Annotated in this window: 14 protein-coding genes and 5 tRNA genes; 18 read left to right on the forward strand and 1 reads right to left on the reverse strand. The window is 36.8% G+C overall.

Annotation, left to right across the window (positions count from 1 at the left end; genetic code table 11):
* Positions 1-15: 15 nt before the first annotated feature.
* The 3 genes from CQA38_RS06335 to CQA38_RS06345 are packed head-to-tail and all read left to right on the forward strand — an operon-like array spanning position 16 to position 1735.
* Positions 16-411: a pyridoxamine 5'-phosphate oxidase family protein gene (locus CQA38_RS06335; protein ID WP_137633160.1), complete on the forward strand. Its 396-nt coding sequence runs from the start codon at positions 16-18 to the stop codon at positions 409-411.
* Between the two features lie 18 nt (positions 412-429).
* Positions 430-1131 carry an NAD-dependent deacetylase gene (locus tag CQA38_RS06340; RefSeq protein ID WP_137633161.1) on the forward strand — a complete coding sequence of 234 codons (702 nt, stop codon included), beginning with the start codon at positions 430-432 and terminating at the stop codon, positions 1129-1131.
* Positions 1124-1735, forward strand: a complete 612-nt coding sequence (locus tag CQA38_RS06345) for a LysE family transporter (protein WP_137633162.1) — start codon at positions 1124-1126, stop codon at positions 1733-1735. The genes CQA38_RS06340 and CQA38_RS06345 overlap by 8 nt, the downstream gene beginning before the upstream one ends.
* Here CQA38_RS06345 and yaaA read toward each other — a convergent pair.
* Positions 1725-2465, reverse strand: coding sequence for a peroxide stress protein YaaA (gene yaaA, locus CQA38_RS06350; RefSeq protein ID WP_137633163.1), 741 nt, complete (start codon positions 2463-2465; stop codon positions 1725-1727). The two genes, CQA38_RS06345 and yaaA, sit on opposite strands and share 11 nt — an antisense overlap.
* A 93-nt stretch (positions 2466-2558) precedes the next feature.
* Between yaaA and CQA38_RS06355 the strand changes: the two genes are divergently transcribed.
* The 15 genes from CQA38_RS06355 (at position 2559) to rpoC (ending at position 16356) form a co-directional block, all read left to right on the forward strand.
* Positions 2559-2634, forward strand: a tRNA-Thr gene (locus tag CQA38_RS06355).
* A 45-nt stretch (positions 2635-2679) separates the two neighbouring features.
* Positions 2680-2765, forward strand: a tRNA-Tyr gene (locus CQA38_RS06360).
* Between the two features lie 7 nt (positions 2766-2772).
* Positions 2773-2849 (forward strand) — tRNA-Gly (locus CQA38_RS06365).
* A 90-nt stretch (positions 2850-2939) separates the two neighbouring features.
* Positions 2940-3014: transfer RNA gene (locus CQA38_RS06370), tRNA-Thr, on the forward strand.
* A gap of 72 nt (positions 3015-3086) precedes the next feature.
* Entirely contained in the window at positions 3087-4286 is a 1200-nt protein-coding gene (gene tuf, locus CQA38_RS06375) for an elongation factor Tu (RefSeq protein ID WP_034902735.1), read from the forward strand.
* Between the two features lie 55 nt (positions 4287-4341).
* Positions 4342-4500 (forward strand): 50S ribosomal protein L33, encoded by a 159-nt coding sequence (gene rpmG, locus CQA38_RS06380; protein WP_034902732.1) that lies wholly within the window; start codon positions 4342-4344, stop codon positions 4498-4500.
* Positions 4501-4576 (forward strand) — tRNA-Trp (locus CQA38_RS06385).
* 19 nt (positions 4577-4595) lie between these two features.
* Entirely contained in the window at positions 4596-4778 is a 183-nt protein-coding gene (gene secE / locus CQA38_RS06390; protein WP_137633164.1) for a preprotein translocase subunit SecE, read from the forward strand.
* Between the two features lie 12 nt (positions 4779-4790).
* Positions 4791-5330 carry a transcription termination/antitermination protein NusG gene (nusG, locus tag CQA38_RS06395; protein WP_034902727.1) on the forward strand — a complete coding sequence of 180 codons (540 nt, stop codon included), beginning with the start codon at positions 4791-4793 and terminating at the stop codon, positions 5328-5330.
* A gap of 11 nt (positions 5331-5341) precedes the next feature.
* Positions 5342-5767, forward strand: a complete 426-nt coding sequence (rplK, locus tag CQA38_RS06400; RefSeq protein ID WP_137633165.1) for a 50S ribosomal protein L11 — start codon at positions 5342-5344, stop codon at positions 5765-5767.
* Between the two features lie 54 nt (positions 5768-5821).
* The gene (gene rplA / locus CQA38_RS06405) at positions 5822-6523 is read left to right on the forward strand and encodes a 50S ribosomal protein L1 (RefSeq protein WP_137633166.1); all 702 of its coding nucleotides are present in this window, start codon (positions 5822-5824) and stop codon (positions 6521-6523) included.
* A gap of 156 nt (positions 6524-6679) precedes the next feature.
* Positions 6680-7159, forward strand: coding sequence for a 50S ribosomal protein L10 (gene rplJ / locus CQA38_RS06410; RefSeq protein ID WP_137633167.1), 480 nt, complete (start codon positions 6680-6682; stop codon positions 7157-7159).
* A gap of 15 nt (positions 7160-7174) precedes the next feature.
* On the forward strand, positions 7175-7552 hold the full coding sequence (gene rplL / locus CQA38_RS06415) for a 50S ribosomal protein L7/L12 (RefSeq protein ID WP_137633168.1): 378 nt from the start codon (positions 7175-7177) through the stop codon (positions 7550-7552).
* Between the two features lie 124 nt (positions 7553-7676).
* Positions 7677-11813 carry a DNA-directed RNA polymerase subunit beta gene (rpoB, locus tag CQA38_RS06420; protein WP_137633169.1) on the forward strand — a complete coding sequence of 1379 codons (4137 nt, stop codon included), beginning with the start codon at positions 7677-7679 and terminating at the stop codon, positions 11811-11813.
* On the forward strand, positions 11806-16356 hold the full coding sequence (rpoC, locus tag CQA38_RS06425; protein WP_137633170.1) for a DNA-directed RNA polymerase subunit beta': 4551 nt from the start codon (positions 11806-11808) through the stop codon (positions 16354-16356). Before rpoB ends, rpoC begins: the two co-directional genes overlap by 8 nt.
* The last annotated feature ends 110 nt before the right edge of the window (positions 16357-16466 follow it).

Below are 16466 nucleotides of genomic sequence, written 5' to 3' on the forward strand. Positions count from 1 at the left end.
TAAAAAGGAGAAAAAATGACAAAAGAAATTTTGGATTTACTTGATAAAAGTGTTGGCTTTATCGCGACAAAAGGAACTTGTGGTAATCCACGCGTGCGTCCTTTTCAATCGCCTTTGTTTTATGAGGGCAAGTTGTATTACTGCACTAGCTATAAAAAGAATTTTTATAAGCATACTCAGGCTCATTCAGGCGTGGAGTTAAGTGCGTATGATGGCAATTCTTGGGTAAGAATTAGAGGCGAGGCTGTATTTGAGGAGAACTTAACTGTGAAAAAAGCTATGTTTGAAAAATACCCAAGCCTAAAAGAACTTTATCAAAGTCCAGAAAATAAAGACTTTGCAGTATTTTATTTTAAAAATCCAAGCATTAAAATTCAAGATTTTAATGGTAGAGATGAGATTGTTAAATAAAAACACAAAGGTAAGGTGATGAAAAAGGTGCTGATTTTAAGTGGGGCTGGACTTAGTGCTGAAAGTGGTTTAAAAACTTTTAGAGAAAGCAATGGACTTTGGGAAGAGCATGATGTAATGGAGGTTTGTTCAGCAAGTGGCTTTCGCAAAAATCCTAAAAAAGTGCGTGAATTTTATGATGAAAGAAGAGCTCAGCTTGAAAAAGTGAAGCCAAATCATGCCCATGAGATGATCGCAAAGCTTAAGGCTGAATTTAAAGATCAGATTTTTGTGATTACGCAAAATGTTGATGATTTGCTTGAAAGGGCAGGGTGCAAGGATGTGATCCATTTGCATGGTTTTTTACCAGAGCTTTATTGTGCGAGTTGCGGGACACATTTTAACATAGCTTATAAAAAGCAAGAAAGCACAACTTGTCCTAAGTGCAAACAACCTTTTTTGCGCCATAATATCGTTATGTTTGAAGAGCCAGCTCCGCAGTATCAAACCTTGTATGAGGCTTTAAGCCAGAGTGGGCTTTTTGTGTGTATAGGCACGAGTGGCTATGTGTTGCCTGTTGGACATTTTGCGAGCATGTGCGAACATAGCATACTTAATAACCTTGACGCTGATCCTGCTTTAGATTCGTGCTTTGATAAGGTTTATACTCAAAAAGCAAGCACGGCAATTGATCAAATCGCTCTTGATATACGAAATTATCTCGGAGGAAATTATGTTTGAAGCCTTTGTGCAAGGAGCTTTGCTTGGATTTGGTGTAGCTGTGCCTTTTGGTCCTTTAAACATCTTGATCTTAACTTATGCCCTAAAGTCCTTAAAAAACTCTTTAGCTGTGGGTTTTGGGGCGATGAGCGCGGATATTTTGTATCTTGTTTTGCTTCTTTTTGGGGTGCTTACTTTTTTAGATAATGGAGTTTTTAAGCAAATTCTGGCAATTGGAGGCTTTGTTTTTTTAACTTATATGGCTTTGATGATGTTAAGAGCAAAAACAAAAGATTTAAATTTAAACGAAAAAGATGCAAAAACTATACAAGAAAATGTGTTTAAAAGCTTTATCAAAGGTTTTAGTTTAAATCTCTTAAACCCTTTTGTTATCGCCTTTTGGCTTAGCGTGTCTTTGCTTTTTTCACATAATGAGTATCACGAGTTTATGCTTTTGGGCTTATTTGTGGCGATTTTGCTTTGGGTGTGTAGTTTAAGCTTTTTGGTTGCTAAATTTTCAAAGTTTTTTAGTCATAAAGTTATTTTTTATATCAATGTCATCTCAGCTTTTATCATCGAATATTTTGCTTTAAATTTGCTTTATAAAGCCTTTGTTAGTCTTTGATCTCAAGCACGATTTCTTGCCTTAAACCTTGTTTTTTGATCTCCTTAACGCTAAGCTTATGAGGTAAGTGAGTGAGCAAATCTTGATTACTTTTGCACTCAAAGCAAGCAAGTGTGCGAAGCAAAGTTCCACGATACGCTTTTGCAAAATGACTAACGACTTTGTTATTTTTTAAGAATTTATAACTTGTATAAGCTTGCTTTAAGGTATAAAATTTCTCATAAAAACCAGCTCTAAGATCGATGATTTCTTCATTTTGCAAAAATTCATCTAAGGCTTTACTGAAGTGCGTTTTATAAAATTTAGCTGTGTCAAATTCTTTGATTTTAGCCCCTTGCTTGAGCTTATAAAGTGGTAAGTGATCTTTTGCTTGAACGACGCCAAAAAGATTTGAGAAAATAAGCGTATTTTCATATACATAATTTTGAGCTTTTTCATCCAAGCTTTCAAAATCAAGATAATCATACGCCACACCTTTATAACGTTTGATCGCTTCGCAGGTTTTTAGCTTTAAAAGATCATTTTGCAAATTTTGCACTTCTTTTTCGCTTTTAAGTTCGAAAAAATCCTGAAGTTCATTTATTGACGCATATTTAACGAAGTCATTGTAAAGTTTGATAACTTCAAGTCTTTTATCAAAAAGTTCTGCAAAGATAAACGAGCTTTTGTTTATAGGTGTAAGATAGGCTAACTCGCTCTTATTTTCGCTTGGAGAAAAAAGTATTTTCATTTGTTGTAGCCTTAAAAAAAATTTTTAGATTATTATAGCCTAATTAGTCTTGACAAAAAAGAAATTTTAGTCTATAATTTCAGTTTATTTTTCGCTGGTTTAGCTCAGTTGGTAGAGCAGCTGCCTTGTAAGCAGCAGGTCGGGGGTTCAAGTCCCTTAACCAGCTCCATTGTTTTTTAGCAGTGTTTGACCAGAAATGAGAGGCAAATTCTAAGGTGAGTTACTCAAGTGGCCAACGAGGGCAGACTGTAAATCTGCTGGCTTTCGCCTTCCGTGGTTCGAATCCACGACTCACCACCATTGCTTTGCGGGAGTAGCTCAGTTGGCTAGAGCATCAGCCTTCCAAGCTGAGGGTCGCGGGTTCGAGCCCCGTTTCCCGCTCCACTAAATTTAGGATAAACTGGGAGCTGTATTTTTTTCTCGCAGTCCTTCTTAAATTTATTTTGTTGTCTGTAGTATATAATTTTTCTGAGCGCTCGTATGGCTCAGAGGTAGAGCACTCCCTTGGTAAGGGAGAGGTCGCGGGTTCAATTCCCGCTATGAGCTCCATTGTTTTCTAAAAAATTATATTTTATAGACTTGTTTTTGCATTTTATTTATCACAAAACGAAAGGATTTCTTATGGCTAAGGAAAAATTTTCTCGTAACAAGCCACATGTCAATATAGGAACCATCGGTCACGTCGATCATGGTAAAACAACCTTGACAGCAGCTATTTCTGCTGTTTTATCAAGAAAGGGTTTGGCTGAGCTTAAAGATTATGACAATATCGATAATGCTCCAGAAGAAAAAGAAAGAGGTATCACTATTGCTACTTCTCACATTGAGTATGAAACAGAAAAACGTCACTATGCACACGTAGACTGCCCAGGACACGCCGATTATGTTAAAAACATGATTACAGGTGCAGCTCAAATGGACGGAGCTATCCTTGTTGTTTCAGCAGCTGATGGTCCTATGCCTCAAACTAGAGAGCATATCTTGCTTTCTCGTCAAGTAGGCGTGCCTTATATCGTTGTATTTATGAATAAGGCTGATATGGTTGATGATGCTGAGCTTTTAGAGCTCGTTGAAATGGAAATTCGTGAGCTTTTAAGTTCTTATGATTTCCCAGGTGATGATACTCCTATCATTTCAGGTTCTGCTTTAAAAGCACTTGAAGAAGCTAAAGCTGGACAAGATGGAGAATGGTCACAAAAAGTTATTGCTTTGATGGACGCTGTTGATGAATATATCCCAACTCCAACTCGTGATACAGATAAAGACTTCTTAATGCCAATTGAAGATGTTTTCTCTATCTCAGGTCGTGGAACTGTTGTTACAGGTAGGATTGAAAAAGGTGTAGTAAAAGTAGGCGATACTATAGAAATCGTAGGAATTCGCGATACTCAAACTACAACAGTAACTGGCGTTGAAATGTTTAGAAAAGAAATGGATCAAGGTGAGGCAGGCGATAATGTTGGCGTGCTTTTAAGAGGAACTAAAAAAGAAGATGTTCTTCGTGGTATGGTTCTTGCTAAACCAAAATCAATCACTCCACACACTGAGTTTGAAGCTGAAGTGTATATCTTAAACAAAGATGAAGGTGGTCGTCATACTCCATTCTTTAACAATTACCGCCCACAATTTTATGTAAGAACAACTGATGTTACAGGTTCAATTAAACTTGCTGAAGGCACTGAAATGGTTATGCCAGGTGAAAATGTGCGTATCACAGTGAGCCTTATTGCCCCAGTTGCTCTTGAAGAAGGAACTCGCTTTGCGATCCGTGAAGGCGGACACACTGTTGGTTCAGGCGTGGTTTCTAAAATCATCAAATAAAAATTCAATCAAGCTCCTTTCTTTTGGAGCTTGAGTTTCATTTAAGGATTAAAGTATGAGAATAAAAGTTGGCTTAAAATGCGAAGAAACAGGCGATATTAATTACAGCACTTATAAAAATAGCAAAAATACAACTGAAAAGTTAGAACTTAAAAAATATTGCCCAAGATTAAGAAAACACACTATTCACAAAGAAGTTAAATTAAAAAGTTAAAGGGCAATAGCTCCAACGGTAGAGCGCCGGATTCCAAATCCGATGGTTGGGGGTTCGAATCCCTCTTGCCCTGCCATTTTTGAAGGTTGTAGATTATGAAGAATTTAATAAGTTATTTTAAACTCTCAAAAGCCGAGTTATCAAAAGTCATTTTTCCACTTAAAGAACAAGTAAGAAATGCTTATATTACGGTTTTTGTTGTAGTAACGGTAATTTCATTGTTTTTAGCTTTGGTGGATTGGATTATGTCTTCCATAGTTTCTTTGTTTGTTTCTTAAAAAAGGAAAACGATGAGCGAAGAAAAATATAAATGGTATGCGATACAAACCTATGCGGGAAGTGAAATGGCGGTAAAAAGAGCCATAGAAAATTTAATCCGCGATAATGGAATAGGCGAAAGATTAAAAGAAATTGTTGTGCCAACTGAAGATGTGATTGAGTTTAAAAATGGCAAAGAAAAGATTAGCGAAAGAAGCTTGTATTCAGGCTATGTTTTTGCTTTACTTGATCTTAACACTGAGCTTTGGCATAAAATTCAGTCTTTACCAAAAGTAGGACGTTTCATAGGCGAGGCAAAAAAGCCTACACCTTTGAGCGAAAAAGATATCAAGCTCATCTTAGAAAAGGTGCAAAATAAAGCTGCACCAAAACCTAAAATTTCTTTCGATGAGGGTGAAAATGTGCGAATCATCGAAGGTCCTTTTGCAAACTTTACTGGTATGGTTGAAGAATACGATATGGTTCGAGGTTTGCTTAAACTTAATGTTTCGATTTTTGGGCGTTCAACACCGGTTGAAATTCTCTATTCTCAAGTTGAAAAAATTATATAAGGAGTTTTTATATGGCAAAGAAAGTTGTTGGCGAGATAAAATTACAAATTGCAGCCACAAAAGCAAATCCATCTCCACCAGTTGGTCCAGCTCTTGGACAACAAGGTGTAAATATCATGGAGTTTTGTAAAGCTTTTAATGAAAGAACAAAAGATATGGCAGGCTTTAATATCCCTGTTGTTATCACTGTTTATGCAGATAAGAGTTTTACTTTCATCACAAAACAACCTCCTGCTACTGATTTGATCAAAAAAGCAGCTGGTATTAGCAAAGGTGCGGATAATCCGCTTAAAAATAAAGTTGGCAAACTTACTCAAAAACAAGTTTTAGAAATTGTTGAGAAAAAACTTGCTGATTTAAACACCAAGGATAAGGATCAAGCGGCGAAAATTATCGCTGGATCAGCTAGATCTATGGGTGTTGAGATTGTCGATTAAGCCTTACCACTTGGCTTAAAAAGTGGAAGCACTTTAAAAATGCGGAGAAAATAAATGTCTAAAATAAGTAAAAGATTAAAAGAACTTGCAAACAAAGTTGATTCTTCTAAAGAATATGCTTTAGCAGAAGCTATTGATACGGTTAAAACTCTAGCTTCAGCTAAATTTGATGAAACTGTTGAAATAGCCTTAAAGCTTAATGTTGATCCAAGACATGCTGATCAAATGGTAAGAGGTTCAGTTGTTTTACCAGCTGGTACAGGCAAAAAAGTAAGAGTAGCAGTTATCGCAAAAGACGCAAAAGCTGATGAGGCTAAAAATGCCGGCGCTGATATAGTTGGAAGCGATGAATTGGTTGAAGAAATTCAAAAAGGCAATATCAATTTTGATGTCTTAATCGCCACTCCAAATTTAATGGGACTTGTGGGTAAGGTTGGTAGAATTTTAGGACCAAAAGGACTTATGCCAAATCCTAAAACAGGAACTGTTACTATGGATGTAGCTCAAGCCGTAAATAATGCTAAAAGCGGACAAGTCAATTTCCGCGTTGATAAACAAGGCAATATCCATGCTGGACTTGGCAAGGTAAGCTTTTCAAAAGAGCAATTAAATGACAATATCAGCACTTTTATCAAAGCCATAAACAAACACAAACCAGCTGCAGCTAAAGGAAGATATATCAAAACAGCTGCTCTTTCTTTGACAATGAGCCCATCTGTAAGCCTTGAAACTCAAGAACTTTTAGATATGAAATAAGCCTCTTTTTGAGGCTTAGGCTTAAAATAAAAATTTTAGAATTTAGGCTTAAATTTTAAGATTTTTATTTTAGATTGGAGATAGCCGAGGCTTTTTAAGCTTAATTGTTTAGTTTTTAAACGCTCTGCTTGAAATCACCGGTCGGAAAGGAGAAGTATGACCAAGAGCGAAAAGATCGAGATCGTTGCTTCTTTGCAAGAAGATTTCAAAAAAAGTGAAGCCATAGTAGTATGTGATTATAGGGGCTTAAGCACAAAGAAACTTGAAGTTTTAAGACAAAACGCAAGAGAAAATAATGTCAGAGTTCAAATCATTAAAAATACACTTGCTCATTTAGCCCTAGAAAATGCTGGTAAAAGCGGACTTGAACTTAAAGATACAAATATCTATCTTTGGGGTGAAGATCAACTTAGTGTTTCTAAGGTAGCATCTAAATTTGAAGATGATCATGAGCAGTTTAAGATCAAAATGGCGTTCATCGAAGGAAGTGTGGCTGATGTGGCTAAGGTAAAAGCTTTAGCAAAAATGCCTTCACGCAACGAATTGCTTGCTATGCTTTTGCAAGTATGGAATGCCCCATTACAAAATTTTGTTATAGGGCTTAATGCCTTAAAAACCAAAAAAGAAACAGAATAAAAAAAGGAGATAAAAATGGCAATTTCTAAAGAAGATGTTTTAGAATATATTTCAAATTTAAGTGTTCTTGAGCTTTCAGAGCTTGTAAAAGAATTTGAAGAAAAATTCGGTGTTTCAGCAGCTCCGGTTGTTGTAGCTGGTGCTGGCGGCGGTGCAGCTGGCGGCGGTGCAGCTGAAGAAAAAACAGAGTTTAATATCGTTTTAGTTGAAAGCGGTGCAAAGAAAATCGAAGTGATTAAGGTTGTTCGTGCCATTACTGGCTTGGGCTTAAAAGAAGCAAAAGATGCAGTTGAGCAAACTCCTTCAGTGCTTAAAGAAGGCGTGGCTAAGGCTGATGCTGAAGCAGCTAAAAAACAACTTGAAGAAGCAGGTGCTAAGGTAGAGCTTAAGTAAGTTTTATCAAAGCTTTTTATTTTAATTCAAGTCAAAAGGTTTGCACAAGCCTTTTGACTTTTGTGCGTTTAAAGAGTTTTGCTCTTTATTTTAAAGTTCTTTAAAAAATAAAACGAGGTTTATTATGCCAAGAAGCCAATCTAAAAATCGTCTTAGGATCGATTTTTCCAATAATTCCCAAGATATAGAAATACCAAATCTTTTACAATTACAACAAAAAAGTTTTGATGACTTTTTAAATTTAAACAAACAAAATACCGAAAGTGGTATAGAAAAAGTTTTTAAATCCATCTTTCCTATCCATGATCCACAAAATCGCTTAAGCTTAGAATATGTTAGCAGTGAAATTGGCAAACCAAAATACACTATTCGAGAGTGCATGGAAAGAGGACTTACTTATGCTGTCAATTTAAAAATGAAAATCCGCCTTACTCTGCACGAAAAAGATGAAAAAAGTGGAGAAAAAGTCGGTATTAAAGATATAAAAGAACAAGAAATTTTTATAAGAGAAATTCCTTTAATGACAGATAGAACTTCTTTCATCATCAACGGCGTTGAAAGAGTTGTGGTTAATCAACTTCACAGAAGTCCAGGTGTGATCTTTAAAGAAGAAGAAAGTGCAACTATAGCAAATAAGCTTGTTTATACGGCTCAAATTATACCAGATCGTGGTTCTTGGTTGTATTTTGAATATGATGCTAAAGATGTATTGTATGTGAGGATCAACAAACGCCGAAAAGTGCCTATTACCATGCTTTTTAGGGCACTTGGCTATAAAAAACAAGATATTATCAAACTTTTTTATCCGGTGCAAACCATTCATATCAAAAAAGATAAATTCCTTGTTGAGTTTAATCCAAATGACTTTTTAGAGCGTGTAGAATACGATATCAAAGATGAAAAAGGCAAACTTATACTTCAAGCTGGAAAAAGGCTTACTAAGAAAAAAGGCGAACAACTTATTAAAGAGGGCTTAAAATTCATTGAATACCCAATCGAAATTCTCACAAACAGATACCTTGCCAAGCCTTTGCTTGACGCAAAAAGTGGTGAAATGCTGTATGATTCTTTAGTGCAACTTGATGAAAGTAAGCTAGCTAAGATCAAAGAAAGTTTTAAAAGTTTTGATATAGCAAATGACCTTGCGGCTGAGGTTGATGCAGCGATTATAAATTCTTTTATCCAAGATAATGAAACCCTAAAAACACTCAAACAAAGTGAAGGCTTAGACGATGAAAACGATCTTGCGGCTATTCGAATTTATAAGGTTATGCGTCCGGGCGAACCGGTGGTAAAAGATGCTGCAAAAGCGTATGTGAATGATTTATTTTTTAATCCTGAAAGATACGATCTTACCAAAGTAGGACGTATGAAGATGAATCATAAGCTTGGGCTTAAGGTTAGTGAATATGTAACTATACTTACTAACGAAGATATCGTTAAAACCGCAAAATACTTGATCAAGGTTAAAAATGGCAAAGGACATATAGACGATAGAGATCACTTAGGAAACCGCCGTATCCGTTCTATTGGTGAGCTTTTGGCAAATGAACTTCATTTGGGCTTGGCTAAAATGCAAAAAGCGATTCGTGATAAATTCACTTCTTTAAGCACGGATTTAGATAAGGTTATGCCTTATGATTTGATCAATCCAAAGATGATTACTACGACTATCATTGAATTTTTCACTGGCGGACAACTTTCTCAGTTTATGGATCAAACCAACCCGCTTAGTGAAGTAACACACAAACGCCGTTTATCAGCACTTGGTGAAGGTGGGCTTGTGAAAGAAAGAGCTGGTTTTGAAGTGCGTGATGTGCATCCTACGCATTATGGACGTATTTGTCCGGTTGAAACTCCAGAAGGACAAAATATAGGACTTATCAACACTTTAGCCACTTATGCAAAAGTCAATGATCTTGGCTTTGTTGAAGCTCCTTATAAAAAAGTCGTTAATGGCAAGGTAAGCGATGAGATCGTATATCTTACCGCTACTCAAGAAGAAGGTATTGCTATAGCTGCAGCTTCAACTAAGCTTGACGCAAAAGGCAATATAGTAGAAGATTTTGTAGAGGCACGAAAAGACGGTGAAAATATCCTTGCTAAAAAAGATGAGATCGAGCTGATTGATCTTTGTTCTGGTATGATAGTCGGTGTTACAGCTTCTTTAATTCCTTTCTTAGAACATGATGATGCAAACAGAGCCTTAATGGGTTCAAATATGCAAAGACAAGCTGTGCCGCTTTTAACTTGCACTGCTCCTATTGTTGGCACTGGTATGGAGCGCACTATCGCTCGTGATGCATGGATGGCAGTAAAGGCTAAAAGAGCTGGCGTAGTTGAAAAAGTAGATAATAAAAGCATATTTATTTTAGGTGAAGATGAAAAAGGTCCATTTATCGATCATTATTCTATGGAAAAGAATCTCCGCACCAATCAAAATACGACTTACAATCAACACCCTATAGTTAAAAAAGGCGATGTGATTGAAGTTGGACAAATTATCGCTGATGGAGCAAGTATGGACGAGGGCGAGCTAGCTATCGGTAAAAATGCTCTTATAGCCTTTATGCCTTGGAATGGCTACAACTACGAAGATGCGATCGTGGTAAGCGAAAGAATGATACGAGAAGATACTTTCACAAGCGTGCATATTTATGAAAAAGAGATTGAAGCAAGAGAGTTAAAAGATGGTATTGAAGAGATCACAAAAGATATACCAAATGTTAAAGAAGACGATGTAGCTCACCTTGATGAAAGTGGTATAGCACGCATTGGCACTCATATAAAACCTGGCATGATACTAGTAGGTAAAGTCTCTCCAAAAGGTGAGGTTAAACCAACTCCTGAAGAAAGACTTTTAAGGGCTATTTTTGGCGAAAAAGCTGGACATGTAGTCAATAAATCCTTATACGCTACTGCTTCTTTAGAAGGCGTGGTTGTAGATGTAAAAATCTTCACCAAAAAAGGCTATGATAAGGACGCAAGGACAATTCAAGCGTATGATGAAGAAAAGATTAATCTTGAAAAAGAGCACCATGACAGACTTTTAATGATGGATAGAGAAGAAATTTTAAGAGTGTGTGCCTTGCTTGCTAAAACTCCACTATCAAGTGATCAAAAAGTAGGGGATAAGAACTATAAAAAAGGTGATAAAATAGATATTAAAGAACTTAAAAAAATTAATCGTTTTATTTTAAATTCTTTAGTTAAAGCTTATCCTAAAACCATACAAAAGCAGTATGAGGACTTAAAAAACCACTTCCAAAATGAAAAGAAAAAGCTAAAAGCCGAACATGATGAAAAGCTTGAAATTTTAGAAAAAGATGATATTTTACCAAGTGGGGTTGTTAAGCTTGTTAAAATTTACATAGCGACAAAAAGAAAGCTTAAGGTTGGGGATAAAATGGCAGGACGTCACGGCAATAAAGGCATAGTCTCAAACATAGTCCCAGAAGTTGATATGCCTTATCTACCAAATGGCAAAAGCGTTGATATAGCCTTAAATCCACTGGGCGTTCCAAGTCGTATGAATATAGGACAAATTCTAGAAAGCCATTTAGGTGTAGTTGGACTTTCTTTAGGACATCAAATTCAAGAAATTTTTGATAAAAAACAAAAAGATTTTGTAAAGCAACTCAGAACAAAAATGCTTGAAATTTGTTCTATCCCTAGACTTGCTAAGGAAAAAGAATTTTTAGAAAAGCTTGATGATGAGAGTTTGATCGCTTATGCAAGGGATTGGGCTAAGGGCGTAAAATTTGCTGCTCCTGTGTTTGAGGGCACGACTATGGACGAGTTTGCAAAGCTTTTTGAGCTTGCTAAGGTAGCAATGGACGGAAAAAGTGAGCTTTATGATGGACGTACTGGCGAAAAGATAGCTGAAAGAGTGCATGTTGGTTGTATGTATATGCTTAAACTCCATCACCTTGTTGATGAAAAAGTGCATGCTAGAAGTACTGGACCTTATAGCTTAGTTACCCAGCAACCTGTGGGCGGTAAGGCTCTTTTTGGTGGACAAAGGTTTGGGGAAATGGAAGTTTGGGCTTTAGAAGCGTATGGGGCTGCTCATACTTTAAGGGAAATGCTTACTATCAAATCAGATGATGTTGAGGGTAGATTTAGTGCATACAAAGCCCTTACAAAAGGTGAAAATGTCCCAGCAACTGGAATTCCAGAAACCTTTTTTGTTTTAACAAATGAGCTAAAATCCTTAGCCTTAGATGTTGAAATTTTTGATAAGGACGATGAAAATGAGTAAATTTAAGATAATTGAGATTAAAGAAGAAAACCGCCCAAGGGATTTTGAAGCTTTTCAACTTCGTCTTGCAAGCCCAGAAAAGATTAAATCTTGGAGCTATGGGGAAGTTAAGAAGCCAGAAACTATTAATTACCGCACCTTAAAGCCTGAAAGAGATGGGCTTTTCTGCGCTAAAATTTTTGGACCTATAAGGGATTATGAATGCTTATGCGGTAAGTATAAAAAAATGCGTTTTAAGGGCGTAAAATGCGAAAAATGTGGGGTTGAAGTAGCCAGCTCAAAGGTAAGACGCTCAAGAATGGGACATATTGAGCTTGTTACTCCTGTAGCACATATTTGGTATGTCAATTCCTTACCAAGTCGTATAGGCACGCTTTTAGGCGTTAAGATGAAAGATTTAGAACGTGTGCTTTACTATGAAGCTTATATAGTAGAAAATGCAGGCGATGCTTTTTATGATAATGAAAGCAATAAAAAAGTTGAGTTTTGCGATGTTTTAAATGAAGAGCAATACCAAAAGCTTATGCAACGCTATGAAAATAGCGGTTTTAAAGCAAGAATGGGTGGTGAGGTGATACGAGATTTGCTTGCTAATTTAGACCTTGTTGAGCTTTTAAATACGCTTAAAGAAGACATGGCAACGACTAATAGTGAAGCAAAGAAAAAAAGCATAGTTAAGCGTTTAAAAGTAGTTGAAAATTTCTTAAATTCAAATCTTAATGCCAATACTAGCGATGAAGAAGCCGTGCCAAATCGCCCTGAGTGGATGATGATTACAAATTTACCGGTTTTACCGCCTGATTTACGTCCTTTGGTAGCTTTAGATGGTGGAAAATTTGCTGTTTCTGATGTGAATGATTTATATCGTCGTGTGATTAATCGCAATACGCGTTTAAAACGTTTGCTTGAGCTTGATGCACCTGAGATTATCATTAGAAATGAAAAAAGAATGCTTCAAGAAGCTGTTGATGCACTATTTGATAATGGCAGAAGAGCCAATGCTGTAAAAGGAGCAAATAAACGTCCTTTAAAATCACTAAGTGAAATCATCAAGGGTAAGCAAGGACGTTTCCGCCAAAACTTGCTTGGAAAACGTGTGGATTTTTCAGGCAGAAGCGTTATCGTTGTTGGTCCAAAACTAAGAATGGATCAATGTGGCTTGCCTAAGAAAATGGCTTTAGAACTCTTTAAGCCTCATTTGCTAGCAAAACTTGAGGAAAAAGGCTATGCTACAACGGTAAAACAAGCTAAAAAAATGATAGAAAACAAAACTAATGAAGTGTGGGAATGCCTTGAAGAAGTGGTGCAAGGACACCCTGTTTTACTTAACCGTGCCCCAACCCTTCATAAGCTTTCTATACAAGCTTTTCACCCTGTTTTGGTTGAGGGTAAGGCTATACAATTGCACCCTTTGGTGTGCTCAGCCTTTAATGCTGACTTTGATGGCGATCAAATGGCTGTTCATGTGCCTTTATCTCAAGATGCAATCGCAGAATGTAAAGTTTTAATGCTCTCATCAATGAATATCTTGCTTCCAGCAAGCGGTAAATCAGTTACCGTGCCAAGTCAAGATATGGTTTTGGGCATTTATTATCTTTCTTTAGAGAAAAATGATGCCAAAGGAGCACATAAAATTTGCACTGGCATTGATGAAGTCATGATGGCTTTAGAATCAAACTGCCTTGATATACATGCAAGCATACAAACCCTTGATGGGGGACGCAAGATCACAACTACAGCTGGTAGGCTTATCATTAAGTCTATTTTGCCAGATTTTGTGCCTGAATATATGTGGAATAAAATTTTAAAGAAAAAAGATATAGCCGCTCTTGTTGATTTTGTTTATAAAAAAGGAGGCTTGGGCTTTACAGCAAGCTTTTTGGATAGACTTAAAAATCTTGGTTTTGAGTATGCAACTAAGGCTGGAATTTCTATATCAATCGCTGATATTATCGTGCCTGAAGATAAACAAAAAGAGATTGATAATGCTAAAAAACAAGTGCGAACCATACAAAACTCATTTAATCAAGGGCTTATTACAGCTGGAGAAAGATACAATAAAATCATTGATATATGGAAAAGCACAAATAATGCTCTTTCTAAAGAGATGATGAAGCTTGTGCAAAAAGATAAAGATGGCTTTAACTCAATCTACATGATGGCAGATAGTGGGGCAAGAGGTAGTGCGGCTCAAATTTCTCAGCTTGCTGCTATGCGTGGACTTATGGCAAAACCTGATGGCTCTATCATTGAAACACCTATTATTTCAAATTTCCGCGAAGGGCTTAATGTTTTAGAATACTTCATTTCAACACATGGTGCAAGAAAAGGGCTAGCAGATACTGCGCTTAAAACAGCAAATGCTGGTTATTTGACAAGAAAACTCATTGATGTGGCTCAAAATGTGAAGATTACTATGGAAGATTGTGGCACTCATGAAGGCGTTGAGATTAATGAAATCACCGCTGATGGTAGTTTGGTTGAAAGCCTAGAAGAGCGAATTTTAGGACGCGTTTTAGCCGAAGATATTATCGATCCTATCACTAATGAAACCTTGTTTGCTGAAGGTGCTTTGATGGATGAAGAAAAGGCTAAAATTTTGAGTGAAAGTGGGATTAAAAGCGTTAATATCCGCACGCCTATCACTTGCAAAGCAAAAAAAGGAATTTGTGCAAAATGCTATGGTATCAACCTTGGCGAAGGAAAGCTTGTTAAGCCGGGCGAAGCAGTAGGCATAATCTCAGCTCAAAGTATAGGCGAGCCAGGAACCCAGCTTACTCTAAGAACTTTCCACAGTGGTGGAACGGCAAGTACGGACTTACAAGATAGACAAGTTGTAGCTCAAAAAGAAGGTTTTATAAGATTTTATAATATCAACACCTACACCAACAAAGAAGGCAAAAGCATAGTTGCAAACCGCCGAAATGCTGGAATTTTGCTTGTTGAGCCTAAGATAAAAGCTCCATTTAAGGGCGTTATTCACATAGAAACTATACATGAAGATGTAGTTATCAGTGTAAAAGATAAAAAACAAGAAGCTAAATACATACTTAGAAAATACGACTTAGCCAAGCCAAACGAGCTTGCCGGCGTAAGTGGTAATATAGGCGGAAAGCTTTATCTGCCATATCAAAACGGAGCTGAAGTTGCTCAAGATGAAAGTATAGTTGAGGTGATTAAAGAGGGCTGGAATGTCCCAAATCGTATCCCTTACGCAAGTGAAATTCTTGTTAATGATGGCGATCCTGTGGTGCAAAATATCAAGGCTGGAGCTAAAGGCACACTTAAATACTATTTGCTTAAAGGCGATGGACTTGATAGAGTAAAAAATATCAAAAAAGGCTATATAGTCAAAGAAAAAGGCTTTTTTGTGGTGATAGCTGATGAAAATGATAGAGAAGCAAAACGTCATTATATACCAAGAGAAAGTGTGATTGAATTTGATGATAGTGCAGTGATTGATGATGCTAATACCTTAATCGCCACTGCTTCAAAACAAGAAAAAACGATTATCGCTGAATGGGACGCTTATAATAACACTCTTATCGCTGAGCTTGATGGCATGATAAGCTTTGAAGATATTGAGCTTGGTTATAGTGCAGATGAGCAAATCGATGAAGCTACTGGCAAAAGTTCCTTAGTGATTAACGAATATCTTCCAAGTGGCGTTCGTCCAACCCTTATCATCACAAAAGGAAACAAAAGTATCCGCTATCCGCTCGAGCCAAAAAGTGTTATCTTGGTTAGTGATAAAGATAAGGTTGCCTTGGCTGATATTTTGGCTAAAACTCCAAAAGCAGCAGCCAAATCAAAAGATATTACCGGAGGTTTGCCTCGAGTGAGTGAGCTTTTTGAAGCAAGAAAGCCTAAAAACGCGGCAGTAATCGCTGAGATTGATGGTGTAGTCAGATTTGATAAGCCTTTGCGCTCAAAAGAAAGGATCATCATCGAAGCAGAGGATGGAAGCACAAGTGAATATCTTATCAACAATTCAAAGCATATTCAAGTGCGAAATGGCGAGTTTATCCATGCTGGCGAAAAGCTTACTGATGGGGTTATCTCAAGTCATGATGTGCTTAAAATTTTAGGTGAAAAAGCCTTGCACCATTATTTGATAAGCGAAATTCAACAAGTCTATCGCGGACAAGGGGTTGTGATCTCTGATAAGCATATCGAAGTGATCGTTTCTCAAATGCTCAGGCAAGTTAAGGTTGTTGATAGTGGCAATACTAAATTTATCATCGGTGATTTTGTTTCGCGTCGTAAATTTAGAGAAGAAAATGAACGCATAGTGGCTATGGGTGGCGAGCCAGCTATTGCTGAACCGGTATTGCTTGGGGTGACTAGGGCAGCTATTGGTTCTGATAGTGTGATCTCAGCAGCATCTTTCCAAGAAACAACAAAAGTGCTTACAGAAGCAAGCATAGCTGGTAAATTTGACTTCTTAGAAGACTTAAAAGAAAATGTTATCTTAGGAAGAATGATCCCAGTAGGTACAGGGCTATATCAAGAAGAAAAAATTCGCCTCAAAGAAGAAGAATAAACTTCTAAACCTTTAACCAAAAGTAAGCATTAGCGAACTTTTGGTTCTTAACTCCATTTGATTTAAAGAAAAATCAAGTTTTTTACATTATAATTTGGTCTGTATTCATC

Source organism: Campylobacter sp. MIT 12-5580, from assembly GCF_005406235.1.
Lineage (GTDB): Bacteria > Campylobacterota > Campylobacteria > Campylobacterales > Campylobacteraceae > Campylobacter_D.